Source organism: Ruegeria sp. H3, assembly GCF_056533095.1.
In genome coordinates, this window is record NZ_JBQFOD010000001.1 from 111015 (window position 1) to 137739 (window position 26725).

Sequence of the window (26725 nt, forward strand, 5' to 3'; positions counted from 1 at the left end):
GAATGTAGCGCTGATTTTACGGGAGGTCTTGGGGTCGCCGCTGCGGGAATGTCAACGCCGGTGAGAGAAACCAGCTTGGAGGGACCTTCCGCCCACGGCGACCCAAAAGTATGTCCGAGGCCTTAGCCTCGTCTCAGCTTTGCCACAGTGCTGCCCTTTTGAAAAGTGCAAAAATGAAAACAGTGGCAAAAAATATACCCCACAATTGCGTTATTGGGTCCAATTCGGGGGGCGTTTCTCGATAAAGGCGGAAATGCCTTCTTCTGTATCCCGATGCAGCATATTCTGCGCCATTACCTCTCCGGTATAGGAATAGGCCTGATCCAGTGGCATCTGAAGCTGTTGATAAAACGCTTCTTTCCCGATTTTCACCGCACTTCCCAACTTGCTGGCCAGCTGCTCTGCAAGCGAGATTGTCTCGTGTTCCAGCAGCATTTCAGGCACCACGCGATTGACCAAGCCGAGTTCCGCTGCGCGTTCGGCGGTGATGAAATCACCAGTTGTCAGCATCTCAAAGGCCAGTTTTCTGGGGATGTTGCGGCTAAGTGCGACCATGGGCGTCGAACAGAACAGCCCAATATTCACACCATTCACACCAAAACGTGTGCCTTCAGCCGCAACGGCCAGATCGCAGGTCGCCACTAACTGACATCCCGCCGCTGTCGCAATGCCGTGCACTTGCGCGACAACGGGCTGCGGCAGGGACTGGATTGACATCATCATCTTGGCACAGCGATTGAACAGATCCTGAAAATAGGCTTTGCCGCCATCCTCGGATTGCCGGCCTGCTGTCATCTGTTTCAGGTCATGCCCGGCGCAGAAGGCTTTGCCCGCACCCGATAGGGTGATGGCGCGGATCGATCTGTCCTCGCGCAGCTTGTCGAACTCAGTTTGCAGGGCCGCCAGCATCTCATCGCTCAGGGCGTTCAACCGATCCGGCGCATTCAATCGAAGCTGCGCGACCGCGCCAGTGTCGTTACGTTCCAAAATTGCCATCTTGCCCTCCTGCTGGCTGTTGGGCCAACTCTAGGGCGCAAGATACAGGAGGGGAAGCATGGGATTGGCGCTGAACAAGGACGAACTGTCACAATACCTGGCCGAGGTATTCCCACAGGTCCATAAGGATTTCGTGGTCGAGGCGCTGGATGAAGACAGCATCACCATGCGCCTTGTTGTGGCAGATCGTCACTTGCGCCCGGGTGGTACGGTGTCTGGCCCTTCGATGTTCGGGCTGGCTGATGTTTGTGTTTACGCCATGGTTCTGGCGCGCAAAGGTCGTCAGTCGCTTGCCGTAACCACCAACAGTTCTCTGGATTTTCTGCGAAAACCGGAAGGCGGCAAAGATCTGGTTGCAACTTGTCGGTTGCTGAAACTTGGGCGCAGCCTGGCTGTCGGGGATGTGCTGATCTACTCAGAAGGGTCAGATCAGCCCGTTGCTCGGGCCAGTATGACCTATTCCCTTCCACCGGCAGGGTCGGCTGCGGCCAAGTTTGGATAAAAAAGGCCGGGGATATACCCCGGCCCAGGAAGAGGTCCCAAAATGGGACTGGGGATCAATCAGAGCTGCCAGAAATGGCGGCTTACTTCACGTTTGGCCTGCATTGGGGTCAGACCAACATCCTCAAGAAGCCTGTCATCCAGATAGCTCAGGTTAATGCGACTGCGACGACGGCGTTCCCATTGAGTGACCGCCGCCGCAAACCGCACGGCCAGCGCGGCGATCAGCGGCAACCGGGGGCTGTCGTTCAGCAGCAAGAGGGCGGGGTTGTGCATTGTGCGTGTCATCTGAGTATTCCTTTCCAATTGTATTGACACAAAGCATTGATGTTCGATATGTGTACTTGATACATTCAAGATTGTGTCAAACGCAAAGGAAGAATTGTAATGGATACAATTTGGCCAAACACGCTGCCAAAGTCCAAGGGGCCAAAGTATACTCTGGTTGCCGACACAATACGAAAAGCTATTGATAACAAAACTTTAGATATCGGCACCAAACTGCCACCGGTGCGGGAACTGGCGTATCGATTGCAAATTACACCCGGCACTGTGGCACGCGCCTATACGATTCTCACCGATGAGGGGTTGCTACAAGCCGAGGTAGGACGTGGTACATTTGTGGCCCCGCCAAAATCTCCGATTCTGGATGATGTCTGGTCCAGGCAGCTTCATCTGGCCGAGGCGCAGAACACCCACCATGTCAGCCTATTCAGCCCCAGGCTGGTGGATATGGGGCAGGTGTCGTTGATCCGCGAGTGCTTGCAGAAAGTCTCTCAATCCGATCCCGCGTTGTTCATGAACTATCCCACGCGCGATGCGTATCAGCCCATGCGACAGGCTGTGGTTGATTGGCTGTCGGATCTTCCGCTGGGCCCGCTGAACGATGATGACATTGTCCTGACCCATGGGGGGCAGAATGGGCTATGCCTGGTGTTTCAAACCATCCTGCAAGGGCCCAAGCCGGTCGTTTTGGTCGAGGACCTGTCTTACGCCGGTTTCCGTCGTGCCGGAGAGTTGATGCGCGCCGAGGTGGTCGGCATCAGAATGGACAAATGGGGTATCGATCCCGGCGCAATGGAACATGTTCTGCGCCAAACCCCGGCGCAGGCGGTGTGCGTGTCACCCGAAGTGCAAAACCCAACCGCAACGCACACGCCTTTGGAAAGGCGCAAAGAAATCGTTGAGATCGCGCGGAAATTTGATGTCCAAATCGTTGAGGATGATTGCTATCGCATGGGGGATGCCAAAGAACCCAGCTTCCGCGCCCTTGCGCCCGAGCGTGGGTGGCACGTGTCTTCGATCTCGAAAATTCTGACCCCGGCCTTGCGGGTCGGCTTTGCCATCGCGCCACGTGAACGCAGCGTGGGTTTGCGACGGTCTGCCGAATATGGGTATTTTGGCTTGGCTCAGCCCTTGGCCGAGTTAACCCGCCTGCTTCTGTCCGATCCTCGAACGCGTCAGATTGCACAAGACGTACGTGGTAGGATGACGGAATATGTTCACATCACAGTAAACGCCTTGGGTGGGTTTGATCTGAACTGGGCCCCCGATGTTCCGTTTGTCTGGCTGAACCTGCCGTCGGGTTGGCGCGCCGCTGCCTTTAGCCGTGCGGCTGAGCGAGAGGGGATACAATTGCGGTCTGCGGATGAGTTCGCATTGCGGGATGGTCGTGCACCAAATGCAGTGCGCATTGCCATGAACGGGCATGTCTCGCTGCAACGATTTGAAGACGCGATGATGCGTCTGCGGTCTTTGCTGGACAATCCACCGGAACAGATCTCGGTCTAAAATGACTGGTTTAATGCATATCCCCCAATTGCGCGGCGGCGGGTTTGTAATCGACCCAATGACAGAAGCCGATTTCGAGCCGCTCTATGCTGCCGCCAGCGACCCTGTGATCTGGGCCGGCCACCCGGCAAGGACGAGGCACAAAAGAGATGTCTTTGGCCCGTATTTTGAGTTCCTGCTTGCGACAGAAGGTGCTGTGACGATCCGCGAATTAGGTGGTCAGGTCGTGGGATGTTCAAAATACTACAAACCACCCGAGGTTCCCGGGGGGATCGCGATTGGGTATAGTTTTCTGACTGTGGATCATTGGGGCGGCGCCAGTAATCGGGCGGTAAAGGCGCTGATGCTTGATTATGCCTTTCAGGATTGGGACCAAGTCTGGTTTCATATCGACCCTTCCAATATTCGATCGCAAAAAGCGACAGCAAAACTAGGGGCACGACACGTGGATAACCAATCACTTGACTTGGGGAATGGTCCTACGATGTGGATGCGCTGGGTTTTGCTGAAAGATGTGTGGAGTAATATGGGGTAAAATAATACCTATTTTTTAAAGCATTGTTATCTAACAAGTAAATCTATCTTTGCGCGCTTGACCTGCATGCTTTCACCCCATAAAACCCGTCCATCGAATTCGGGCCGCTCTGTATTAGGGCGGTCTTTCACATCAAACAGGACTATCCTGCCATGAAAACCTTTTCTGCAACACCTGCAGACATCGACAAGAAATGGATCCTGATCGACGCCGAGGGCGTTGTTCTGGGCCGTCTCGCCTCGATCGTCGCCATGCGCCTGCGTGGCAAGCACAAAGCGTCGTTCACCCCGAACATGGACATGGGCGACAATGTCATCGTGATCAACGCTGACAAAATCCAGATGACCGGCAAGAAGCGCGAAGAAAACTTCTACTGGCACACTGGCCACCCGGGCGGCATCAAGTCGCGCACCAAGCAGCAGATCCTTGAGGGTGCACACCCCGAGCGCGTCGTGACCCAAGCGGTCAAGCGCATGCTGCCGGGCAACCGTCTGGCGCGCCAGCAGATGACCAACCTGCGCGTTTATGCCGGTGCCGAGCATCCTCATGAGGCGCAAGCGCCCGAAGTTCTGGACGTGAAGTCCATGAACAAGAAAAACACCCGGAGCTAATGACCGATGGCTGATCAGATCAATACTCTCGAAGAGCTGAGCGCCGTCGCAGGCGTTGAAACCGTGGCCGAAGAAGTCATCGTGCGCGAACCCGTGCGTGACGAGCTGGGCCGCTCCTACGCCACCGGCAAGCGTAAAGACGCTGTTGCCCGCGTTTGGATCAAGCCGGGCTCCGGCAAAGTCACCGTAAACGGCAAGGACCAGGACAAGTACTTCGCACGTCCCGTTCTGCAGCTGATCCTGCGCCAGCCGTTCCAGGTTGCCGGTGTAGAAGGTGAGTTTGACGTTGTCGCAACCGTCAAAGGCGGTGGCCTGACCGGTCAGGCCGGTGCGGTCAAGCACGGCATCTCGAAAGCGCTGCAGCTTTATGATCCGAACCTGCGTGGCGCCCTGAAAGCCGCTGGCTTCTTGACCCGCGACAGCCGCGTTGTGGAACGTAAGAAATACGGTAAGCGCAAAGCCCGCCGTTCGTTCCAGTTCTCGAAGCGTTAATCACCAACTGCTTCCAGATTTCAAATCGGGCGTCTGCAATCGCAGGCGCCCTTTTTTTTGTGCTGATAGGCAACAATGCGCTGCCTGTCTCAAATTTTGAAACCAGCGCTGCCAATTCGTGTAAACCTGATCTCGAAGAGTACAGACTGTTAGAAGACCGTAGTTTCCTTTCAAAGCGGTGGCCTAAGGTTGTCGCGTAGTTCGAGGCACCCATGGACACGGCAGAGCTTGACGAAATTATTGAACAGGCGATCGGGATCAGTCAGGACCGGCATCAATTGTGGGTCAATCTCAGCTCGCGGCTGAAGTGTATATCTGTTTGTGAGGTTGGGGTCTGGAAAGGCCAGTTTGCAGAAACCCTGCTGACACAGGTCGCGCAAATTGAACACTATACCCTGATCGATCCATGGCGGAATCTGCCGGACTGGAACAAACCCGCCAACAAAACCGATATCGAGTTCGAAGAAATCCGAAACGAAGCGCTCAGACGGGTCAGCCCGTTTCTGGACAAGGTGACTGAAATTCGCGACACAACACGCAACGCACAGTCGCAGATACCAGACCGCTCGCTGGACTTGGCGTATATCGACGGCGATCACACCTTGCGTGGGATCACCATTGATCTTCATGCGATGCTACCGAAGATCCGCAAGGATGGGTTCATTGGCGGCGATGATTTCACCAAGACGATCTGGCAGCATAGCCAAGAATACAGCCCCAGCGAGGTTTTTCCCTATGCCATTTATTTCTGCGAGGCGCAGGGGCTTCCGATCTATACGCTTCCGTTCAACCAGTTTCTGATCGTCAATGCCCAGACGGGATTTCGCGTCATCGATCACGGTGGGTATGCAACTCTGACGCCAGCTCAGATCTATGCCCGGCCCAGAGCGCAGAAATTGCGGAAAAGACTAAAGAAATTGCTTAGGGCCTGAGAGTGCGAAAGGGGCCGCAGCCCCTTTCATTGGATGGCCTACTCCTCGTAGACGAGGTTCCAGGCTCCGTTTTCCACCACATTCACAAAGACCGTATCGGCGCCCTGATGATCATCCGCGCTGTACGAGATGTGGTTGCCGACCAGCTCATCCGTGTAGTCCAGCGATTCCATCGCGGCGATAAAGCTATCGTGGGTCAGGTCTGGGCCGGCGGCCTCTAGCGCTTTGACCATCATCTCAGCGGCGGAATAGCCCAGCATTGCAAAGCCAACCGGGTCTTCGCCTGTGGCGGCCTTGTATTCCTCGATAAACGCGGCAGGGACGGGTTCATCCGCGCGCGCCCATAGGTCCTGCCAGGATGCTGCGGCGTAGAACCCATCGGTCACACCACCCGGAACCTGTGCCACAACGGTCAGGAAGCTGGCCGATGTACCCAGGAATTTCATATCCGTCAGGCCCATCTTCTTGGCAGTCCCAACAACGGTGATAGCCTGACGCACCCCAAGCGCTATGGTGACGATGTCACAGCCATCTTCCTTAAGTTTGCTCAACGAGCCGACAAAATCCGTTTCATCCGGTTTGTGCGTGGTTTCCGAAGCAAATGAGATACCTGCCTCTTCCGCGCCCGATTTGCTACCTTCCAGTATTTCTTCACCAAAATCGGTTGGCAGATACATAGTGCAAACAGCCTGCGACCCGAACTCGCCGGCGAGGTATTTCACGCCAACCCGCGCCTGGTCGTAATAGGTTGAGAACGACGTGAACTTGTTCCTGACCGGCTCTTGCAGCATTTGCCGTGCAGCGGTCAGGGGGGCAACGTTGGGAATGCCTTTCGGGTCCAGCAGTTTAAACCCGGCTAGGTTCATGGGCGTGCCCAGCGATTGCAGCATGGCGAATACCTTGTCGCGGTTCAGCAGCTTGTTATAGCCCTGCATCGCGCGCGGCATCTGATAGCCATTGTCCTCGACCACATAGCGGATCGTGCGACCATGAACGCCGCCTGCCGCATTGACCCGATCAAAGACCACATTCGCGCCTTTGGTCGCCGGAACGCCCACGGCGGCGAAAATACCGCTAAGGTCATTGACCGCACCGATCACGATCTCATCATCGGTCACACCCTGCGTTTGTGCCCAGCCCATCGTGGCCGACGCCGTCAAAGCCGCCGCGACCGTTAGCCGGTTTATCAGCTTGCTCATAGTTCTCCTCCCGTTTCGTGCTTTGGTTAAGTGTACATGTCTTCAATCAGATGTGCGTGTTTCTTTTCCACGGCCCCGCGTTTCAGTTTCATCGTCGCAGTCAGCTCTTCATCTTCAGCCGTCAACAACACGTCGATTAGCCTGAAATCCTTGACCTGTTCGACGCGGGCGAAATCCGCGTTTACCGAAGCGACCTCGGCCCCGATCAGCTCTTTGATCTCGGGTGCTGCGCAAAGCGAGGCAAAATTCGAAAAGGGGATCTTTCGGTCCTGCGCGAATTTCTCGACATTCTCCTGATCGATCATGATGAGCGCCGTCAGGAACTTGCGCTGATCGCCAACAATCACAGCGTCCGAGATGTAGTGGCTGAACTTCAGCCGGCTTTCGATCTCGGCCGGGGTGATGTTCTTGCCGCCTGCCGTGATGATGATGTCCTTCATTCGGCCGGTGATCGAGACATAGCCATCCGCGTCAATCGTTCCGACATCGCCTGTGCGCAGCCATCCATCATCGGTGAAGCTTTCAGCCGTCTTGGCGTTGTTGCGCCAATAACCCTGAAAGATGTTCAGACCTTTGATCTGCAACTCACCTTCGTCCGAGACCCGGATATCGCAACCCTCTGCCGCGCGACCGATGGTTCCGATACGGTTCTCATCGGTGGTGTTCAGTGATGCCAGACCCGCGGTTTCGGTCATGCCGAACCCTTCGACCAGCGGAACGCCAATCGCCCAGTACCATTTCAACAGATCAGGCGAGATTGGGGCCGCACCAGACCCGCCTCGGCGCATCTTGTCCATGCCCAGCATTCGCCGCAGGTTGCGCAGGACCAGATGATCCCAAACCCAGAATTGGGCGGCGATACCTGCCGGGACAGGCTGTCCTCTGCTCAGGTACTCAGCTCGCGCCAGACCGGCCTTGACCGCCAGTCCAAACGCAATCCGCCCAAAGGGCGTTGCGTCCTGTGACATGATCTGGACCTGAGCATAAATCTTCTCCCACACGCGCGGCACAGCGGTGAAGGTGGTGGGCGAGACTTCTTGCAGGTTCGCAAACACCGTTTCCGGGCTTTCCGCGAAGTTCACCGTGCATTTGGAGGCCAAAGGGAAATAGACCGAGACATCGCGCTCCAGAATATGACATAGCGGCAGGAAGCAGAGCTGTTCGTCACTGGCCTTGGCAGGCAGGGCCCGCGCGCCACTTTCCATGGCGGCCAGAATGTTCTCATGGCTCAGCATCGCACCCTTGGGCTGGCCCGTTGTGCCAGAGGTGTAGACCAGCAAGGCGGTGTCGGATGGTCGGGCTTGGGCGATTTCGGCTTCGAACCGGCCCGAGCCCTCTGCCTCTGCCTGCTGACCAAGGGCGTAAAGCTGGTCGATCATCATACAGCGCGGGTGGTCGAGGTCATGCAGACCTTCATCTTCAAGGATGATGACCTTCTTCAAATCGGGAACCGCGTCTTCGACCTTGAGAAACTTGTCCAGTTGCTCTTCGTCTTCAACGATCAGAAAGCGGCTGGTGCTGTCGTTGATCAGATATTGCACTTGGCTGGCCGCATCGGTCGTATAGATGCCGGATGAAATCCCGCCGACACATTGAATGCCCATGTCGAACCACGCCCATTCCTTGCGGTCCTCGGACAGGATCGAGACGACCTGACCGCGCTCAAGCCCTAACTTACGCAAGCCAAGCCCGATCCACTTGGCGTGCTGCCAATAGTCGGCCCACGAGTAGGATCTCCAGATTCCCAGATCTTTTTCCCGATGCGCCGTGCGATCCCCCAGATCAGCGCAGCGGTTCTGGAACAATTCCGAGATCGTGACAGCCCCGTCGACCCGCACGGGGCGCTGACCTGCAGTTGCATTGAACTGAACGCCGTTTATGTCGATCTGAGGGGGCAGGGGCGTACTGTCCATCCGCGTCACCTCCACGTCTTTTTGCGTTTCCAGCGGCGGTTTTCCCGCGCACCTTCTTCCTGCACACCCAGATAGAAGTTCTGGATGTCCTCGGATTGCAAAAGCTTGTCAGCAGCACCGTCCATGACGATCCGCCCGACCTCCATCACATAACCATGATGGGCCAATTCCAACGCGGCGTGAGCGTTCTGTTCGACCAGCATCATTGTCATCTTCTGCTCTTCGTTCAGACGTTTCAGAATGCCAAAGATTTCCTGAACCAACAGCGGCGACAAGCCGAGCGAAGGTTCGTCCAGCAGCATGATCTTGGGGCTGGCCATCAGCCCCCTGCCGATCGCCAGCATTTGCTGCTGCCCGCCTGACAGCGTCCCGGCCTCTTGTCCGCGACGGTCTTTCAGAACCGGGAAGTAGCTGAACACCATCTCTCGGTCTTGTTCGATCTGGGATTTGTCTTTGGCCGTATAGGCCCCGAGGCTGAGGTTTTCATTGACGGTCAGCAGGGGAAACACTTCGCGTCCCTCGGGGACATGCACGATACCCTGTTGCACGACCTTATGCGGCTCAGATCCCTGAATATCCTGCCCGTCAAAGATGATCTTGCCTTTTTCGGGGTCCATGACACCCGAAACCGTTTTCATCAATGTGGTCTTGCCCGCGCCATTGGCCCCCAGGATCGAGACGATCTGGCCCGGGTGCACATCCAGCGACACACCGCGAATGGCCATGATCGGGCCATAGAAGCTCTCGATGTTGCGGATTTTCAGGATCGGCTCGCTCATGAGGCTTTTCCCAGGTAAGCCTCGACCACGGCGGGGTGGGATTGTACCTTAGCCGGAGTGCCGAGGGCCAGTTTGGCGCCGTCCGCCATAGCCAACACGCGATCAGACACGCCCGAGACCAGCCCCATATCATGTTCGACCATCAGAACGGTGATCCCCATCTGACGCCGAATATCATCGATCCACCAGCGCATATCCGTGGTTTCTTCGACCGACAGGCCTGAGGCCGGTTCGTCCAGAAGTAGCAGCTTGGGATCGGTAGCCAGCGCGCGCGCCACCTCGACCACTTTTCGCACACCGTAAGGCAGGCCCGAGATCATCTTGTCGCGATAGGCCTGCAGGTCGAGGAAGTCGATGATCTGTTCGACCTTCTCGCGGTTTTCCAGTTCCTGTCTGCGGGCCGAGGGGAAAAACAGAACCTCGGACAGCAGGTTGGTTTTGCGGTGCCGGTGCCGCCCAACCAGTAGGTTTTGAAGCACCGTGGCATGTTCGAACAGTTCGATATTCTGGAACGTCCGCGCCACACCGAATGCAGCAACGCCTGAGGGTTTCACCCGCAACAGATCATGACCGTCAAACCGGATCGAGCCCGCGACAGGGTCGTAGAAGCGCGAAATCAGATTAAATACAGTCGACTTGCCCGCGCCGTTCGGGCCGACGATGGCAAACACCTCGCCCTCCTCGACCTCAAACGACAGATCATCAACCGCGGTGACGCCGCCGAATTTCAGGGTGACGTTTTCAAACTCCAGCAGGCTCATCTCAGACGCTCCGTCTTGAGGTAGGATTTCTGCCGTTTGAACATGTCCTTGCGGTAGAACGGGAACAGCTCGAACCATGTACGGATTTTCAGCCAGCGGCCATACATGCCCAGGGGTTCGAACAGGATGAAGGCGATCAGGATCATGCCGAAGATGCCGAATTCTAGCCCCGGAATAGCAACTGTGTAGCCGCCGAAGACCGCACCGACGTATTCCTTTGAGATTGACAGGAATTGCGGCAGGAAGCCAATTACGATGGCCCCCAGAAACGCGCCATGGATCGAGCCCAACCCGCCGATCACGATCATCATCAGCAGCTGGATCGAAATCAGGACAGAGAAGGTCTCGTTATTAAACGCCCCGGAGAACATTCCCATCAGCGCACCCGCCCAGCCGGTCACCGCGCAAGACAGCGCGAAAGAGATCATCTTAGTGCGCGCGATATCCACGCCCATGGCTTGCGCGGAAACTTCGGAATCCCGCACTGCGATGAAGCTGCGCCCCAATGGCGCGCGCAGCAGGTTGATATAACCCAGCGTAACCAGCACGGCGACGCTTAGCACCAGCCAAAAGAACGGTGCGGGCGTATCCCAACGATCCACGCTCAGCCCGAAGATATCGACGCCACCTATGAACTTGCCCGCCACGCCGCCGGTCAAAGGTTCGCTCAGAACAATCACGTCATCCATCAGGATCGACAGCGCCATCGTGAAGATCGCGAGGTAAATGCCATGCAGGCGCAAGGCAGGGATGGCGACGGTTACTCCCGCTATGCCGGTCAACACACCGGCAAGCGGGAAGGCGATCAAAAAGGGCACCCCCGCTTCGATCAGGATCACGTTGGCATAGCAGCCAAACGCTAGAAACGCAGCGTGGCCCAGGCTGACCTGACCGGTGTGGCCGGTCAGGATCATCAGGCCCAAACCAGCGATAGCCCAAATTAGAACGTTGGTCAGTTCACCCAGATAGAAATCATCAAGCCACCATGGGGCCGCTGCGACGACAACAAGCAAGATCAGATAGAGGCTCAGCTGATAGCTGTCTTTCCAAGGGCGGATATCCTGCATGTAATCGGTTTTGAAAACGATACGCATGGCTCAGACCTTCTTGACCCGAACCTGGCTAAACAGGCCATTCGGTCGGAAAATCAGCACGGCCAGCAGCAGCGCATAGGGGGCGATCTGGCTGTAGCCAGCAGCGATATAGCGGCTGGCAAAGGGTTCGATCACGCCGACGATCAACCCGCCCGCAAGTGCGCCGGGCAGGCTGCCGAACCCTCCGATCACGGCTGCGGCGAAGGCTTTGATCCCCAGCAGGCCGGTGGTTGGGTCCACTGATCCTTTGGCAGCGAAGAGAATGCCCGCAATCCCTGCAACAACTCCGGCAAGCGCCCAGATGAAGCCCTGCACGCGCTTGACCGGAACGCCCATATAGTAGGCCGCCAACTGGTTCTGCGAGGCACCCTGCATTGCCAACCCAAGCTTGGTTTTGCTGAAAAACACGTAAAGCCCCCAGGTCAGCAGGATGGTTACGACGATGACGGCCACATCCTCCATCCCCAGTACAAGCCCGCCAAAACGAACTTCTTTCCCCGCCAGCGGGTTTTGCAGGGTATGAGGTTCATGCCCCCAGATCAGCCCGGCGACAAAGCGGATCACAAAGCCCAAAGCAATGGTCAGGATCACAACGGCGGTCTGGCTTTCCCCAAACATGCGGCGGATGATCAGCCGATCCAGCAGATACCCCAGCGCCCCCATGATGCCGAGTGAGATCGGCAGCGCCATCCAGAAGGGTAATCCCATATATTCGGTATTCGTCAGGCCAATGGTGACAAAGGCCCCCAGCATCATGAAATCGCCTTGTGCGAAATTCACCGCTTCGGTCGCCTTGTAGATCAGAACAAAACCAAGCGCGATCAGGCCATACACACACCCGTTCGCCAGCCCGCTGATCAGCAGCTGCGCGTTATCCAAGCTTTCCTCCCCATGCTGGTGATCCAGCGTTTGTTCTACTATGGCGTGATAATCACCTTCCCGTCACTCTTTTTCAGCGCATCGGCCAGATTTGGGATCAGATTGCGGAGTGTAAGCCGTTCCGATACATCGGTTTTCCACCGACCGTCGGCAAAGCGCGCTTGCACTTCAGCCACAACGCGCATTTGATCGGCAGGTGGTGTGGACATCATCCATTGGGTCAACCAGAACCCTTCGATCTGCTTGCCCATAAAGATCAACTGGCCGGTTTGTGTCAGGGTAGGGGCTTCGCTGCCGAGCTTGCCATAACAGACCCAGCGCGCCCGGTTTGGCATCGCGCAAAAGATCTGTTCCGAGAGTTGATCCATCACCGCATCCAGGAACATGCGAGGTTTGAGCGTGGCGCTCAGTTCGGAGAATTTCTGCGCAACATCTGTATCGGTGGTCACCAGCACCTCAGCCGCGCCAAGGTCTTTGAGCATATCAACCGCCTCGGTCCGTCGGACCAGAGCAATGGGCTTCAGACCCAGATCGCGCCCCAGGCTGCACATCAGTTTGCCCAGCTGGCTGGTCGCGGCCGAGAGGACAAAGGCGTCTCCTGCCTCTTTCGCCATGTCGACCATTGCCATCGCGGTCAGCGGATTGACGATTTGCGCCGCGCCGTCATCGTCCGAGATATCCGGGCGCAGCGGGATGCACATCTGCATCTGGGTCACGACATACTCGGCCCATGCACCTGAGCCTGCGGCGACAAATGCCACGCGCTGCCCTTGCAGGGCCTCGGCACCTTTGCCGCTGGCCACGACGTCTCCGCATCCTTCAAACCCGGCCGCAGCACCTTTGACCCGAGGCTGTCCATATTCGCCCTTTATGAAATGCAGATCAGACGGGTTCACCGATGCGGTGCGCAAGCGGATCAGAACCTGCCCAGGGCCGGGTTGGGGAACAGGCAGTTCCGCTTCGGCAAGCCAGTCACCAGCATTCTCGATCATCGGTCCGGTCATGGTGCCGGAATACCCATCATATTTGAGAATAGTTGCGAACATCGTTTTGGGAATTTCAGTCACAGATGCGCCCTCGATTCAGCGCGCTTTCCAATGAGTTCCGAAATCAAATGACGACGAGGGAAAGCAACGCGGTTGGTTTGAAGACAAGCCAAACAAATGGGCGGTGCCGCGTCAATCGCGTGTCGCGCTGACGTAGCGGAATTGGCAATTTCTTACATAGAAGCAGGGCCAGCCCTTAGGGCTGGCCCAATATCTTTTATTGTTGAGTCAGCAGGTTGCGCAGGTCCTGGATCTTCTGCAGCAGGGTTTCTGGTGATGCTTTGATTTCGTCAAATATCTGGATCGCCTGCGTTTTTAGCTCTTGCGTCAGGTCGCTGTCCTGAACAGAAGCGACCATCGCGTCATAGTCGAATTCTCCGGCGGTCAGCAGCCCGTCCTGCAGCCAGGAATTGAACAACTCCTGCCCCTGATTGGCCACGGCGGCCACTTGCTCGCCGGCCTGATCCGCGGCATCCGAAACCGATGAAGCGGCTTCGCTGGCCTGATCTGCAGCCGCGTCCAATGCGTCCGAGGCGGCATCCTGAGCGGTGTCTACGGCATCATTGACAGCCTCCTGCGCGTCAGTGACCACGTCATTTGCTGCGTCGCCAGCAGCATCAGCGGCATCATCCACAGCATCGGCAGTATCTTGCGCCGCGTCCTGCAATTGCTCACCCGGAGTTTTCTCTGCCTGGTTAAAATAGAAATAGCCGCCAGCGCCGATTGCAGCGATGACAATGGCCAGAATTAGTGTACGCGACATGTGGTTCTCCTTTGAAATATGTGTCGCCGAGATGGGGCAAAACTATCTGTTCTCAAAGGGGAATTCTTTGTGTTTTTCTGCAACTGCGAGATATGGGCCAAGCTACGCTGATCCCGCGCCACCCGCGTGGCAAGAACACGCCCAGTGCGAGATGGGAATGGGTTTAACCATGGTTTTGTATTGAGAAGAACGATCGATTTTGCTGGGCAAAACAAGCTGGCGGAGAGACAGGGATTCGAACCCTGGGTGGGCTTGCACCCACAACGGTTTTCGAGACCGCCCCGTTCGACCACTCCGGCACCTCTCCGCGGGGGTCTGTGAGGGGGGGATTTAGTTAGGAACGGGCAGGGGTGCAAGCAGAAAATTCCGGATTTCGGCAAAGCCGCGTTTTTCCATTGCCTACAGGGGTAAAACACCTAGGCTCATCCATATGATACATCAACCACGCCGCTTCGCCATCGCCTTTTTCGCCCCGTTTGTCGCGCTGATCCTGTTGCCGTCGCTTGTTATTGCCGCCAATCGGGATCGGATTGAGGCGTTTCTGACCACAACCGGATTTGACGTTGCATTAGAAAGTATCGCTTTGGCATCCGGTTCAGCACCGCAAATGCTGGGGATTGATCCAGAAGGGTTCGGGTCTGATTGGACGCGCTTGACAGAAGAGGTGTTCGACACCGAGGGCATGCATGAAACTGCCGTTTCGATCCTGGAAGAGACGCTAAGCGACGATGCCCTGAACCACGCAGTCGATTTCTACGCATCAGATCTGGGTCAGCGTCTGGTCGAAGCTGAAAACGCCTCGCACATGGAAGAGGATGACGACGTCAAACAACAGCAAGGGCAGGAGATTTTTGCCGCACTGGTGCAGGCTGGATCGCCGCGGGTAGAAAGCTACAAACGCATGAATGCGGCCATTGATTCCTCGGGCACGTCCTTGCGGGCGTTGCAGGAAATTCAGGTGAGGTTTTTGCTGGCTGCAAGCGCGTCCGGCGTGATCGAATTGCAGTTGAGCGCTGATGAGCTGAGGCAGATGTTGAAAAGCAACGAAGCCGGGATGCGACAATCCTTGCAGCTTTCTGGTTTGGCGGGGGCGGCCTATACCTATCAGGCGTTCTCGGACACCGAAGTTGACGATTATGTGGACGCTTTGGAACATCCGCTTATGCAGGAAGTCTATGAGCTGCTGAATGCCATTCAGTATGAAATCATGGCGATGCGCTTCGAAGTGCTGGCCGCTCGCATGGCTGAACTGCACCCCGCTCAGGATATCTGATGCGCCTACTGCCCTTGTTTTCAGCGCTATTTGTCGGGGCCTTGCCAGCGTTCGCCAGTGAGAAAGCCGAACAATTGGCCGAGGCCATGCGGCTTGACCAAGTGGCGCAAATTCTTGCGGAAGAGGGTGACATATATCGGCGCGAAGTGGATGAAACGCTGCTGGATAATGCGGGTGGAGATTTCTTCCAGGCTCAGGTGCAGGACATTTATGATCCGACCTGGATGCGCAACCAGATGCGTGACGCGTTTGCCACCCAAATGTCAGACGGACAGATGGATCAGGCCATCGTCTTCTACAAAAGCGATCTGGGTCAGATGGTGGTTTCACTTGAAAACTCGGCCCGTCGCGCCTTTCTGACCCCCGAAATCGAGGAAATGGCGCGCGCGACATACAAGGACGCATTACCTGACTCGATGTTGTTCGAACTCGTGACAGAGTTCATTGGGGTCAATGATTTGGTCGAGCAGAATGTGCAGGGTACGCTGAGCGCCCAATATAACTTCTTCAAAGGGATGACACTAGGCCAGCCCGGCGACGACGCCGAGTTGTTGGCGCAGCTTTTGGCCGAACAGGACGCCAAAACAGAAGACACCACCGAATGGCTCTATTCCTTTCTGCTAATGGCCTATGCACCGCTAGATGAGGCTGAAATGCGCGAATACATCGCCTTTTCCAGAACCAAGACCGGTCAAGCGCTGAATACCGCTTTGTTTGACGGGTTTGACCAGATGTTTAATACGATCTCGTTCCAATTGGGCGAGGCTGTGGCGCAGGTTTTGAACGGGTCCGATCTATGACACGCTTTGGTGTTGACTTTGCCCCCTAATCCATGGATAAGCGCGCATCCCGGCCGGAATACCGCGCCGGGTATCGTTATTATTTGACCCTTGGACTTGGTTCAAAGGTCATTCATCACAGCCCGTAAAGGGCGCGCTGTTCGAGGTGGCGAAAGCCGACAACACCCATGCGGGGACCGCAGAACGCGATTTGGAAAAGGAAAGACGCATGTTTGCGGTCCTCAAGACTGGCGGCAAGCAGTACAAGGTTCAGGCGGGCGATATCCTCCGCGTTGAAAAACTGGCTGCCGACGCAGGTGAAAAAGTTCAATTCAACGATGTTCTGATGCTGGGCGGTGACGCTCCGGTTGTTGGTGCACCTTTCGTTGAAGGCGCAGGCGTACAGGCCGAAGTGATCGACCAGATCAAAGGTGACAAGGTCATCAAATTCGTCAAACGCCGTCGTAAGCACAGCTCGAAGCGTACCGTTGGCCACCGTCAGAAGCTGACACTGGTCAAAATCACCGACATCCTGTCGTCGGGTGCGGACAAGTCGGGCATCAAAGCGGCGACCGGTTCGGTTTCTGCGGCGGCTGTCGAAGCAGCTGCGCTGAAGAAAGCACCGGCCAAGAAAGCTGCTGCGAAAAAAGACGCGGCACCCAAGGCCGAAGCACCCTCTGCTGACGCTAGCGCAGACGATCTGAAGAAACTGTCCGGTGTTGGCCCCGCGCTCGAGAAGAAGCTTCTTGCAGCTGGCATCACCACGTTTGCCCAGATTGCGGCATGGACGGAAGAAGACGTTGCTGCTATGGACGAGAAACTGTCGTTCAAGGGTCGGATCGAGCGTGAAGGCTGGATCGAACAGGCGAAAGAACTGGCTAAAGGCTAAGGAGAGAGAGAATGGCACATAAAAAAGCTGGCGGTTCCTCCCGTAACGGTCGCGACTCAGCGGGTCGTCGCCTTGGCGTGAAACTCTATGGTGGCCAGGCCGCCATCGCAGGCAACATCATCGTGCGTCAGCGCGGCACCAAGTTCTGGCCGGGCGAAGGCGTAGGCATGGGCAAAGATCACACCATCTTTGCAACCACCGATGGCGCCGTGAAGTTCCACAAGGGACTTAAAAACCGCACCTTTATTTCGGTCCTGCCAGTGGCGGAGGCCGCAGAGTAAGCCGAGACCCAGAAGGTTAATAAAAAATTCACAGGGGACCGGCAGAAAGTGCCGGTCCCTTTTTCGTTTTAATGCAGTCATGATCAAAACCAGATGACAGTCGCAACCACCAGTTTCCTTATCTTTGCCGCCAGTCAGGTCGGCACGCCGGGACCAGCCAATATGGTCCTGCTGGGGACAGGTGCGCGCTATGGCTTTCGGGCTGCCTTGCCGTTTGTTGCAGGGGTCATCCTGGGCAAGCAGTTGATCATATGGCCCGTTGGTTTTGGCCTGATGCAGTTGGCGGATCGGGTGCCCTTGGTGTTTGAGGTGCTCAAATACGCCTCGGCGGCCTATATCATCTGGTTGGCCTGGAAAATCGCGAACCTGCGCCTGTCGCGTGGGCAAGGCGATGTTGCGGTGCCGGGCTTTTGGTCAGGGCTGATCGTGCATCCGCTGAACCCCAAGGCCTGGGCCATGATCATCGCAGGCTTCACTGGTTTTGTCGCTGCGGGGACTTCGGCCTTTCAGGCGACTTTAACAATCGCACTTTGTTTGTTGTTTTGTCAGGTAATTCTTCATCCGATCTGGACTTTTGCGGGCGATAGAATCGCCCATGCGGTTGAAGGACGGCCTATGGAAAAATATCTGATGTGGACGTTAGCGAGTGTCACAGTTGCGTCCGTACTTTTCGTGTTGTTCGGAGGAGGAGCACAGACATGAAACTTGAGACGATAATCAACCAGCCGGTCATCGAAACCGAGCGGTTCGACCTGCGCCCACTGCGCCGTTCGGATATGGGTCTCATTGAACATTATGCAGGCGATGAGCGCGTGGCGCGCATGACCACAACGATTCCACATCCGCTGCCACCCGGTTCGACCGAGGCTTTTGTAACCCGTGCCATGGCGGATGAACGGGATGAGGACGTATGGGCGCTGGATGCCACCAAGGATGGCGGGCCGGAATTGATCGGCCTGATCTCGCTACAGCGGTTGGATCGTAACCAGGCCGAAATCGGCTATTGGGTCGCACCGGTTTACTGGAACACCGGCATCGCCTCATTGGCGGTAGAGGCTTTGGTTCTGGCCAACCCCCTACAGCATTCCAGCATGTTCGCCAGTGTGTTTCAGGACAATCCAGCCTCGGCGCGAGTGCTGACGCATTGCGGGTTTGAATATCTTGGCGATGCCGAGACCTATTCGGTTGCGCGCGACGCAAATGTGCCCACCTGGACATATAGCAAAAAACTCTGACTTGTGGCCGATGGGGCCTTTGCAGTAGGGGACAGTTATGAAATTTCTCGATCTTGCAAAGGTCTACATCCGGTCCGGGGCCGGAGGTAGCGGCTGCGTCAGCTTTCGACGCGAAAAATACATCGAATATGGCGGCCCTGATGGCGGGGACGGCGGCAAAGGTGGTACAGTTTGGGCCGAAGTTGTCGATGGGCTGAACACCTTGATCGACTTTCGCTATCAGCAGCATTTCTTTGCCAAGAACGGACAGCCAGGTCGCGGCCAGCAGCGCACTGGCAAGGATGGTGATGACATCATCCTGCGTGTGCCGGTCGGGACCGAGATCCTGGATGAGGACGAAGAAACCGTGATCTGCGACCTGACAGAGGTCGGGCAGCGGTTTTTGCTGGCCAAGGGCGGCAATGGCGGGTTCGGCAATCTGCATTTTAAATCCGCCACCAATCAGGCCCCGCGCCGTGCCAATCCGGGGCAGGCGGGAATTGATCGTACGATATGGCTGCGATTGAAGCTCATCGCGGATGTGGGCCTGCTGGGCATGCCGAATGCGGGCAAGTCGACCTTTCTGGCCGCCACATCAAATGCGCGACCCAAGATCGCCGATTATCCGTTTACGACCTTGCATCCCAATCTGGGCGTTGTCGGCGTCGACAATGTTGAGTTCGTGGTGGCCGATATTCCCGGTCTGATCGAAGGTGCGCACGAAGGGCGCGGGATTGGCGACCGGTTTCTGGGACATGTTGAACGCTGCGCCGTGCTGCTGCATCTGGTCGATGGCACCTCAGAAACTGTGGCCGAAGACTATCGCACCATCATCCATGAACTCGAAGCCTATGGCGGTGAACTGGCTGATAAGCCACGCATTACCGTGCTAAACAAGGTGGATGCGTTGGATGAAGAAGAACGCGACCTCGCCAAGGCCGAATTGGAAGAGGCGGTTGGCGGCCCTGTCATGACCATGTCAGGCGTTGCCCATCTGGGCGTGACCGAGGTGTTGCGTGCGCTGCGGGCCGAGATCGATGAAAACCGGCTGCGCCAGAAACCCGCGGAGGAGGCCCAATCGTGGCAACCCTGACCGCAGCCCGTCGTTTGGTGGTCAAGATCGGGTCGGCCTTGTTGGTGGACCGGCATTCCGGCGTGCTGCGTTCGGACTGGTTGAAATCGCTTGCACAGGATGTGGCCTGGCTGAAGGGGCAGGGGGCTGATGTCATTCTGGTGTCTTCGGGCTCAATTGCGTTAGGCCGTGGTGTTTTGGGCCTTCCCGCCGCGACACTGCCGTTGGAGCAATCTCAGGCTGCCGCAGCGGTGGGTCAAATCCGACTGGCCCGCGCTTACGAAGAAGCGCTGACCCCGCATGAGATCACAACGGCTCAGGTGCTGGTCACTTTGGAAGATAGTGAGGACCGCCGCCGTTATTTGAACTCGCGCGCAACGTTAGAAACTCTGTTGGGTCTCGGCGTTGTGCCGATTGTCAATGAGAACGACACTGTAGCGACAGATGAAATCCGCTATGGCGACAATGATCGTCTGGCGGCCCAGATCGCGGTGACGGTAGGCGCGGATCAACTGATCCTGCTATCTGATGTGGATGGGTTCTATTCGGGCAATCCGAACGAAGATGCCTCGGCCACGCGGTATGAGACCATTGATGACATCACACCTGAGATTGAGGCGATGGCGGGTGATGCCGGGTCTGGCCTGTCCAAAGGTGGGATGAAGACCAAATTGTTGGCGGCCAAGATGGCAACAGCCGCCGGATGCGATATGGCGATTACCGAAGGGTCAACGCTTAAACCTCTGCAATCGCTTGAGAATGGCGCAAACTGTACATGGTTTACAGCCAAGCTGGACCCGCACGCGGCGCGTAAGCGGTGGATTTCAGCAATGAAACCTCGGGGCGAGATCACCGTGGATGAGGGCGCGGCCAAGGCTCTTGCAAACGGCAACAGCTTGCTGCCTGCTGGAATTACCGAAGTGACCGGGGATTTCGGTCGCGGCGATCCGGTCGCGGTTCTGGATCCTCAGGCGCGGCGGTTGGCTCAAGGGATCAGCCGCTATACGGCGCAAGAGGCGGATGCGATCAAAGGGCGCAAATCCTCGGAGATTGAGGCGACACTGGGCTATCCTGGGCGTGCGGCGCTGATCCACAGGGACGATTTGGCGCTTTAGCGGCGCAGAAAGGTGCACAAGATGAAAGACCTCGACAATATCCCCGCTCTGATGGCCGATCTCGGCAAACGCGCTAAGGATGCCGCACGAGAGCTGGCCTTTGCCAGTGCCGAGCGTAAACATGCCGCCCTGATCGCCGCCGCCGATGCGGTTTGGGCAAATCGTGCCGATATCATCGAGGCCAACAAAAAGGATCTGGAGTTCGGTCGCAATAAAGGCCTCAGCCCCGCAATGATGGACCGCCTGATGCTGGACGAGACCCGCATTCAGGGCATGGTCGATGGGCTGCGCACCGTTGCAGAACAGACTGACCCTGTGGGTGAGGTGATGACCGAATGGGATATGCCTTCGGGCCTGCATATCCAGCGGGTCCGCACGCCTTTGGGTGTGATCGGGGTGATCTATGAAAGCCGCCCGAACGTGACTGCAGATGCAGGCGCGCTCTGTCTGAAATCCGGCAATGCGGTGATTTTGCGCGGCGGTTCTGAAGGGTTCCATTCGTCGACTGCTATCCACGCCTGTCTGATCGAAGGTCTGAAAGCGGCAAACCTGCCGGAAGATGCCATTCAACTCGTGCCGACCCGTGATCGCGCCGCGGTTCAGGAATTGCTGACCATGACCGACTACGTGGACGTTATCGTGCCGCGCGGGGGCAAAGGGCTGGTCGGGTTGGTGCAGCGTGAGGCGCGTGTGCCTGTCTTTGCGCATCTGGAAGGTATTGTTCACATCTATGTCGACAAAGCCGCTGATCCGCAGAAAACGCTTGAGGTGGTGCTGAACGCCAAAACTCGACGCACAGGTATCTGCGGTGCGGCGGAATGCCTTTTGATCCATCAGGATATTGCCGAAACTCTGGGGCGTGACCTGATCGCTGCTCTGATCGCCGCAGGCGTCGAAGTCCATGCCGAGGGCGCGTTGGCCGTTGATGGAACGCTCCAGGCGACGGCCGATGATTGGGGCAAAGAGTTTCTAGACAGCATCATTGCCGCCAAACCGGTAGCCGATATTGATGCCGCCATCGCGCATATCCAGCAGTTTGGCTCGAACCATACCGATTGCATCATGACCGAGGATGATCAGGCGGCAGCACGTTTCTTTGAGCGGCTCGACAGTGCGATCCTGATGCACAACGCCTCGACCCAGTTTGCCGATGGTGGCGAGTTTGGGATGGGCGCAGAGATTGGGATCGCAACCGGCAAGATGCATGCGCGTGGCCCGGTAGGTGCGGCACAGCTGACTAGTTTTCAGTATCTGGTGCGCGGCAACGGCACGGTCCGGAGCTAAAACCTCAGCGCTACACGGGTCGAACTGGTTTCGACCGCGACCCGCCGTCCCATCGTTGCTGCCGATTCGGGCAATAGTGCAAATTGCACCTGTGCAGGCGTGATTTTGCCCAAGGGGTGTCCTGTGGCGACACTTTTCCACAAGTCGCTGTCAACATTCAGTTTATCAGCAGTTCCGACGACCTGACAGCCCGAGCCAATGGTTGAGATTTCGACTTCACCCCCCAAAGGCATCGCGCTTTCGCAGCACATCAGTGCCAGAAAGGCCAGCTTAACCTGATTGCGCGGCACCGGCTCCGTCAGGTTCCACCTGACCCGAACGCGCCCGGCACGTTCGATATCGTTCAGCAGCTCTGCTATTTCGGTCTTGCCCAAGGGCTGATCGCTGGCCGCACCAAAGGCCACGCGAAAAAACCGGATGCGCGCACCAGCGCTGCCGACGCTGCCCGAGATCAATTCCATCTCAGGGCCTTGAACCGCGCCCACCATCTCGAGCAGTTCCAACCCGTTGGTGATTGCGCCGATCGGGCTGATCAGATCGTGACAGATCCTCGATCCGATCAATTCGGCCAGGTTGACGTCTGATGCGCCCATGCGTACCTCCTGCTGTATCTGCCGCAGGATACAAGGGACCCGCATGACAGACATGAATGCTATTCTTGCACCGGGCATGTTTGTTCGCCACCCGGATTTCCCCGAATGGGGTGTCGGACAGGTACAGTCCAACATCGCAGGCAAGATCACCGTAAACTTCCGCGAGCAGGGGAAAGTGGTAATCAATGGAACGCGCATCGCCCTGATGCCCGTCTTTGATCCGTGAAACTGGTTTAGGAAAGGTTAACAACCCTGACCAAAGGCGCAACAGTTGCGCCTGGTCGAAAGACTGCGGTATCAGCCCCTAAACGAGAACGGATCACCTTATGCCAGATACTGGCCCCACCTTTACAGTAAAGCTCGCCGAGACCGAGGCTGAGCTGCGCGCCGCACAGAAGCTGCGCTATGACGTCTTTGTGAGTGAACTGGGCGGTGGTGGTGACCTGGTAGATCACGAAGCCGGGCTCGAGAAAGACAGGTTCGATCCGTATTTCGACCATATGCTGGCTTATGACGACGGCACCGGGGAAATCATCGGCGTTTACAGGATGTTGCCTGGGGAACGGGCAGCAGATATCGGGCAATTTTACTCCGAAGATGAATATGATCTGAGCGTGCTGAAAAACAGCGGACGCCGGCTGTTGGAGCTAGGTCGATCCTGCCTGCACAAAGATTATCGCGGCGGCTCGGCGATGTATCATCTTTGGAACGGGCTGGCCGGTTATGTCGCAGAGCGCCAGATCGAAGTTCTGTTTGGTGTGGCCAGCTTTCACGGCACGGATGTGGCCGCCTTGGCCCAGCCCTTGGCGATGCTGCATCACAACCACCTTGCCCCGCCTGATCTGCGCGTGCGGGCGCAGGCGGATGTGTTCCAATCCATGGATCTTGTCGCGCCTCAGGATCTGGATCGCCGCGCCGCAATGGTTCAGGTGCCGGCGCTGATCAAAGCCTATCTGCGGTTGGGCGGTTTTGTGGGCGAGGGGGCATTTATCGACCACAACTTTAACACGACGGATGTTTGCCTGATCCTCGACACCGCGCGCATGAATGAACGCCAAAGGCGCATCTACGGTGGAGCGTAACGCGGTGAGCGATCCCCTCTGGAACAGCGAAGACGCGCCGGACCCGATTGAGTTGGGGCCGGTTGGCTGGGTTCTGGTCCTGCTTCGCGGCGTGCCCTTGGCCGTTCTGGTCTTTGGCGGGCTGATCATCTTGCTGCTGGTGCGCCTTGTTGAACGGCCACTTTATGGACTACACCGCCCGGTCACGCCATTCATCACCCAATTCGTCTGCCGCAACGCCTTTCGCATCCTCGGAATTACGTTCACGACATCGGGTGCGTTAATGCAGCATTGCGGGGCTGTTGTGGCCAACCATACTTCGTGGCTGGATATTTTTGCCCTCAATGCACGTAAGCGGATTTATTTTGTCTCAAAAGCCGAAGTGGCGCGTTGGCCCGGCATTGGCTGGCTGGCGCGGGCAACGGGCACGGTCTTTATCGAGCGGAACCCCAAAAAAGCAAAAGAACAGACCAAGATTTTCGAAGATAGGCTGAAAGCCGGACATAAGCTGTTGTTTTTTCCAGAAGGCACCTCGACCGACGGGTTGCGGGTTTTGCCATTTAAAACAACGCTTTTCGCCGCGTTCTTTACAGAAGAGTTGCGCGATTTCATGTATGTACAGCCCGTTACAGCGGTGTTCCACGCGCCAGATGGACAACCAGCCCGCTTTTATGGCTGGTGGGGAGATATGGAGTTCGGTCCGCATCTGCTCAAGACACTAGGTGCCCGGCGACAGGGAGCGGTCGAGTTGATTTACCACGCACCAGCCAAGGTCCGCGACTTTGAAAACCGCAAAGCGCTGGCGGCCTGGTGTGAGCAAGCCGTTCGTCACGCACACAGCTTGGCGCGGCTTGAAAAATAAGGGCATTTGACGCTTGCACTACCCCAAAACCTGCCGTATACGCGCGCCATTCAAACCCGCAGGCGGGGTTTGGGCTTTTTGAGGGAGACATCCTTATCAGGCCCGCCGGTTGGAGCATCCGCTTCTTTCACCCCCGCCCAGGCGTAAACCGGAAAAGGAAAATAGCATGGCTCTTCCCGAGTTCACCATGCGTCAGCTGTTGGAAGCTGGCGTTCACTTTGGTCACCAGACACAGCGTTGGAATCCCCGCATGGGCCCGTTCATCTACGGCTCGCGCAATGGCATCCACATCATGGACCTGACCCAGACCGTTCCAATGCTGGATCAGGCGCTGCAGGCTGTTCGTGACACCGTTGCAAAAGGCGGCCGTGTCCTGTTCGTTGGCACCAAGCGCCAGGCGGCTCAACCGATCGCTGAGGCAGCCGAAAAGTCGGCTCAGTATTTCATGAACCACCGCTGGCTGGGCGGCACGCTGACCAACTGGAAAACCGTTTCGCAGTCGATCAACCGTCTGAACCAGATTGACGAAGCAATGGAATCGGGCGCAGAAGGCCTGACCAAGAAAGAGCGTCTGGGCATGGAACGTGACCAGGCCAAGCTGCAAGCTTCGCTAGGCGGTATCCGTGAGATGGGTGGCGTTCCTGATCTGCTGTTCGTCATCGACGTCAAGAAAGAAGCACTGGCCATCGCCGAAGCCAACAAGCTGGGAATCCCGGTTGTGGCTGTTGTCGATACCAACTGCTCGCCTGACGGTGTAGACTACATCATCCCTGGCAACGACGACGCAGCGCGCGCCATAGCTCTGTACTGCGATCTGGCCGCACGTGCCGCTCTGGACGGTATGACCGCTCAGATGGGTGCCGCTGGTGTTGATCTGGGTGCGTTCGAAGAAGCTCCGGTTGAAGAAGCCGTTGCTGAAGAAACACCTGCAGAAGAAGCCGCGCCGGAAGCCAAAGCCGAAGCGTAAGCTGCCCGTCACGTTACTGACATATGGGGCAGGGTAGACCTGCCCCAAATCCGTTTGAATTGAGGAGAGCCTAAAGATGGCAATCACAGCAGCAATGGTTAAAGAACTGCGCGACTCGACCGGCGCAGGCATGATGGACGCAAAAAAAGCGCTGACCGAAACCGGCGGCAACATGGACGAGGCCGTTGACTGGCTGCGCACCAAAGGTCTGGCCAAAGCGGCGAAGAAATCGGGCCGTACCGCAGCAGAAGGTCTGGTTGCTGTTCACGTCAACAGCGGCACCGGTGTTGCAGTCGAAGTGAACTCGGAAACCGACTTCGTTGCGAAAAACGCTGAATTCCAGGAAATGGTTGGCAAGATCGCATTTGCGGCAGAAGGTGTCGACGATGTTGACGCGCTGCTGGCGGCTGACCTGGGCGGCAAAAACGTTGCCGACACGCTGACCGACAAGATCGCCACCATCGGCGAGAACATGTCGGTTCGGCGTATGGCCAAACTGTCGGGCGACACGGTTGTGTCCTACGTCCACAACGCCGCCACCAACGGCATGGGTAAAATCGGTGTTCTGGTTGCTCTGACTGGTGGTGACGAGGCGATCGGCAAGCAGGTTGCGATGCACATCGCGGCTGTGAACCCGGCGGCCCTGTCCGAGGCGGACATGGATCCGGCGATTGTCGAGAAGGAAAAGCAGGTTCAGATGGACATCGCCCGCGAATCCGGCAAGCCGGAGCAGGTGATTGAAAAAATGATCATCGGTCGCATGAAGAAATTCGTCGCCGAATCGACTCTGCTGAATCAGCAGTTCGTTGTGAATCCTGATCTGACCGTCGAAGCGGCGGCCAAAGAGGCAGGCGCCACCATCACGGGCTTCATTCGTCTGGAAGTTGGCGAAGGCATCGTGGTCGAAAAAGAAGACTTCGCAGCCGAAGTCGCCAAGGCGGCTCAGGGCTAAGGCCTTTCAAAGGCCCCGGTCTGGGGCCTTTTCAAAGCATCGAAACGGGTTGTGCTGGTCGCAGCCCGTTTTTTGCTTCCAACAAACTGAA

Annotated in this window: 30 protein-coding genes, 1 tRNA gene and 1 pseudogene; 20 read left to right on the forward strand and 12 right to left on the reverse strand. The window is 56.8% G+C overall.

The window, feature by feature from the left end; translation table 11 throughout:
- Positions 1-210: 210 nt before the first annotated feature.
- Positions 211-1005 (reverse strand): annotated as a pseudogene (locus tag ACR0JE_RS00575) (enoyl-CoA hydratase); the annotation flags it as partial.
- 49 nt (positions 1006-1054) lie between these two features.
- On the opposite strand from ACR0JE_RS00575, the gene ACR0JE_RS00580 reads away from it, so the two are divergent.
- The gene (locus ACR0JE_RS00580; RefSeq protein ID WP_480541529.1) at positions 1055-1498 is read left to right on the forward strand and encodes a PaaI family thioesterase; all 444 of its coding nucleotides are present in this window, start codon (positions 1055-1057) and stop codon (positions 1496-1498) included.
- Positions 1499-1557: 59 nt separating this feature from the next.
- Here the strand turns inward: ACR0JE_RS00580 and ACR0JE_RS00585 are convergent, their stop codons facing one another.
- Entirely contained in the window at positions 1558-1785 is a 228-nt protein-coding gene (locus ACR0JE_RS00585) for a YjiS-like domain-containing protein (protein WP_170536815.1), read from the reverse strand.
- A gap of 99 nt (positions 1786-1884) precedes the next feature.
- On the opposite strand from ACR0JE_RS00585, the gene ACR0JE_RS00590 reads away from it, so the two are divergent.
- The 5 genes from ACR0JE_RS00590 (at position 1885) to ACR0JE_RS00610 (ending at position 5858) form a co-directional block, all read left to right on the forward strand.
- Positions 1885-3288 (forward strand): aminotransferase-like domain-containing protein, encoded by a 1404-nt coding sequence (locus ACR0JE_RS00590; RefSeq protein ID WP_480862264.1) that lies wholly within the window; start codon positions 1885-1887, stop codon positions 3286-3288.
- 13 nt (positions 3289-3301) lie between these two features.
- Positions 3302-3823 (forward strand): GNAT family N-acetyltransferase, encoded by a 522-nt coding sequence (locus ACR0JE_RS00595; RefSeq protein ID WP_480862266.1) that lies wholly within the window; start codon positions 3302-3304, stop codon positions 3821-3823.
- Positions 3824-3975: 152 nt separating this feature from the next.
- Positions 3976-4434 carry a 50S ribosomal protein L13 gene (gene rplM / locus ACR0JE_RS00600; RefSeq protein WP_039536983.1) on the forward strand — a complete coding sequence of 153 codons (459 nt, stop codon included), beginning with the start codon at positions 3976-3978 and terminating at the stop codon, positions 4432-4434.
- A 6-nt stretch (positions 4435-4440) separates the two neighbouring features.
- Positions 4441-4926, forward strand: coding sequence for a 30S ribosomal protein S9 (rpsI, locus tag ACR0JE_RS00605; protein WP_010440030.1), 486 nt, complete (start codon positions 4441-4443; stop codon positions 4924-4926).
- A 212-nt stretch (positions 4927-5138) separates the two neighbouring features.
- The gene (locus ACR0JE_RS00610; RefSeq protein WP_480862268.1) at positions 5139-5858 is read left to right on the forward strand and encodes a class I SAM-dependent methyltransferase; all 720 of its coding nucleotides are present in this window, start codon (positions 5139-5141) and stop codon (positions 5856-5858) included.
- Between the two features lie 38 nt (positions 5859-5896).
- Here ACR0JE_RS00610 and ACR0JE_RS00615 read toward each other — a convergent pair whose 3' ends face one another.
- The 9 genes from ACR0JE_RS00615 to ACR0JE_RS00655 form a co-directional block, all read right to left on the reverse strand.
- Complete coding sequence (locus tag ACR0JE_RS00615; RefSeq protein WP_170536808.1) at positions 5897-7057, reverse strand: ABC transporter substrate-binding protein; 1161 nt, start codon at positions 7055-7057, stop codon at positions 5897-5899.
- Positions 7058-7083: 26 nt separating this feature from the next.
- Entirely contained in the window at positions 7084-8970 is a 1887-nt protein-coding gene (locus ACR0JE_RS00620; protein ID WP_480862270.1) for an AMP-dependent synthetase/ligase, read from the reverse strand.
- A gap of 5 nt (positions 8971-8975) precedes the next feature.
- Positions 8976-9749 carry an ABC transporter ATP-binding protein gene (locus tag ACR0JE_RS00625; RefSeq protein WP_480862272.1) on the reverse strand — a complete coding sequence of 258 codons (774 nt, stop codon included), beginning with the start codon at positions 9747-9749 and terminating at the stop codon, positions 8976-8978.
- A complete protein-coding gene (locus ACR0JE_RS00630) occupies positions 9746-10510 on the reverse strand; it encodes an ABC transporter ATP-binding protein (RefSeq protein ID WP_480862274.1) in 765 nt (254 codons plus the stop codon). The genes ACR0JE_RS00625 and ACR0JE_RS00630 overlap by 4 nt, the downstream gene beginning before the upstream one ends.
- Positions 10507-11604, reverse strand: coding sequence for a branched-chain amino acid ABC transporter permease (locus ACR0JE_RS00635; RefSeq protein WP_480862276.1), 1098 nt, complete (start codon positions 11602-11604; stop codon positions 10507-10509). The genes ACR0JE_RS00630 and ACR0JE_RS00635 overlap by 4 nt, the downstream gene beginning before the upstream one ends.
- 3 nt (positions 11605-11607) lie before the next feature.
- Positions 11608-12483 (reverse strand): branched-chain amino acid ABC transporter permease, encoded by an 876-nt coding sequence (locus ACR0JE_RS00640; RefSeq protein WP_480541511.1) that lies wholly within the window; start codon positions 12481-12483, stop codon positions 11608-11610.
- 38 nt (positions 12484-12521) lie between these two features.
- The gene (locus ACR0JE_RS00645) at positions 12522-13550 is read right to left on the reverse strand and encodes an alcohol dehydrogenase catalytic domain-containing protein (RefSeq protein WP_480862278.1); all 1029 of its coding nucleotides are present in this window, start codon (positions 13548-13550) and stop codon (positions 12522-12524) included.
- A gap of 196 nt (positions 13551-13746) precedes the next feature.
- The gene (locus ACR0JE_RS00650) at positions 13747-14292 is read right to left on the reverse strand and encodes a hypothetical protein (protein ID WP_480862280.1); all 546 of its coding nucleotides are present in this window, start codon (positions 14290-14292) and stop codon (positions 13747-13749) included.
- 217 nt (positions 14293-14509) lie between these two features.
- Positions 14510-14599: transfer RNA gene (locus ACR0JE_RS00655), tRNA-Ser, on the reverse strand.
- 123 nt (positions 14600-14722) lie between these two features.
- On the opposite strand from ACR0JE_RS00655, the gene ACR0JE_RS00660 reads away from it, so the two are divergent.
- The 9 genes from ACR0JE_RS00660 to ACR0JE_RS00700 all read left to right on the forward strand — a co-directional run bounded on the left by ACR0JE_RS00660 (position 14723) and on the right by ACR0JE_RS00700 (position 22199).
- The gene (locus ACR0JE_RS00660; protein ID WP_480862282.1) at positions 14723-15565 is read left to right on the forward strand and encodes a DUF2059 domain-containing protein; all 843 of its coding nucleotides are present in this window, start codon (positions 14723-14725) and stop codon (positions 15563-15565) included.
- A complete protein-coding gene (locus tag ACR0JE_RS00665; protein ID WP_480862284.1) occupies positions 15565-16365 on the forward strand; it encodes a DUF2059 domain-containing protein in 801 nt (266 codons plus the stop codon). The genes ACR0JE_RS00660 and ACR0JE_RS00665 overlap by 1 nt, the downstream gene beginning before the upstream one ends.
- A gap of 208 nt (positions 16366-16573) precedes the next feature.
- Positions 16574-17233, forward strand: a complete 660-nt coding sequence (locus ACR0JE_RS00670) for a 50S ribosomal protein L21 (protein WP_480862286.1) — start codon at positions 16574-16576, stop codon at positions 17231-17233.
- 11 nt (positions 17234-17244) lie between these two features.
- Positions 17245-17514: a 50S ribosomal protein L27 gene (rpmA, locus tag ACR0JE_RS00675; RefSeq protein ID WP_039535512.1), complete on the forward strand. Its 270-nt coding sequence runs from the start codon at positions 17245-17247 to the stop codon at positions 17512-17514.
- 93 nt (positions 17515-17607) lie between these two features.
- On the forward strand, positions 17608-18216 hold the full coding sequence (locus tag ACR0JE_RS00680; RefSeq protein WP_480862288.1) for a LysE family translocator: 609 nt from the start codon (positions 17608-17610) through the stop codon (positions 18214-18216).
- On the forward strand, positions 18213-18749 hold the full coding sequence (locus ACR0JE_RS00685) for a GNAT family N-acetyltransferase (protein ID WP_480541497.1): 537 nt from the start codon (positions 18213-18215) through the stop codon (positions 18747-18749). The genes ACR0JE_RS00680 and ACR0JE_RS00685 overlap by 4 nt, the downstream gene beginning before the upstream one ends.
- 37 nt (positions 18750-18786) lie before the next feature.
- The gene (gene obgE / locus ACR0JE_RS00690; RefSeq protein WP_480862290.1) at positions 18787-19821 is read left to right on the forward strand and encodes a GTPase ObgE; all 1035 of its coding nucleotides are present in this window, start codon (positions 18787-18789) and stop codon (positions 19819-19821) included.
- Positions 19809-20915: a glutamate 5-kinase gene (gene proB / locus ACR0JE_RS00695; protein ID WP_480862292.1), complete on the forward strand. Its 1107-nt coding sequence runs from the start codon at positions 19809-19811 to the stop codon at positions 20913-20915. Before obgE ends, proB begins: the two co-directional genes overlap by 13 nt.
- A gap of 21 nt (positions 20916-20936) precedes the next feature.
- Positions 20937-22199 (forward strand): glutamate-5-semialdehyde dehydrogenase, encoded by a 1263-nt coding sequence (locus tag ACR0JE_RS00700; protein WP_480862294.1) that lies wholly within the window; start codon positions 20937-20939, stop codon positions 22197-22199.
- Here ACR0JE_RS00700 and ACR0JE_RS00705 read toward each other — a convergent pair.
- A complete protein-coding gene (locus tag ACR0JE_RS00705; protein WP_480541489.1) occupies positions 22196-22792 on the reverse strand; it encodes a histidine phosphotransferase family protein in 597 nt (198 codons plus the stop codon). The genes ACR0JE_RS00700 and ACR0JE_RS00705 overlap by 4 nt on opposite strands.
- A gap of 43 nt (positions 22793-22835) precedes the next feature.
- Between ACR0JE_RS00705 and ACR0JE_RS00710 the strand changes: the two genes are divergently transcribed.
- From ACR0JE_RS00710 to tsf, 5 genes are all read left to right on the forward strand, one after another.
- Positions 22836-23018 (forward strand): DUF3553 domain-containing protein, encoded by a 183-nt coding sequence (locus ACR0JE_RS00710; protein ID WP_480541487.1) that lies wholly within the window; start codon positions 22836-22838, stop codon positions 23016-23018.
- A 100-nt stretch (positions 23019-23118) separates the two neighbouring features.
- Positions 23119-23874, forward strand: a complete 756-nt coding sequence (gene olsB, locus ACR0JE_RS00715; RefSeq protein WP_480541485.1) for an L-ornithine N(alpha)-acyltransferase — start codon at positions 23119-23121, stop codon at positions 23872-23874.
- Positions 23840-24715 (forward strand): lyso-ornithine lipid O-acyltransferase, encoded by an 876-nt coding sequence (gene olsA / locus ACR0JE_RS00720; RefSeq protein WP_480541483.1) that lies wholly within the window; start codon positions 23840-23842, stop codon positions 24713-24715. The genes olsB and olsA overlap by 35 nt, the downstream gene beginning before the upstream one ends.
- A 166-nt stretch (positions 24716-24881) precedes the next feature.
- A complete protein-coding gene (gene rpsB / locus ACR0JE_RS00725) occupies positions 24882-25682 on the forward strand; it encodes a 30S ribosomal protein S2 (RefSeq protein ID WP_480862297.1) in 801 nt (266 codons plus the stop codon).
- 76 nt (positions 25683-25758) lie between these two features.
- Entirely contained in the window at positions 25759-26634 is an 876-nt protein-coding gene (gene tsf, locus ACR0JE_RS00730; RefSeq protein ID WP_480541479.1) for a translation elongation factor Ts, read from the forward strand.
- Positions 26635-26725 lie beyond the last annotated feature (91 nt).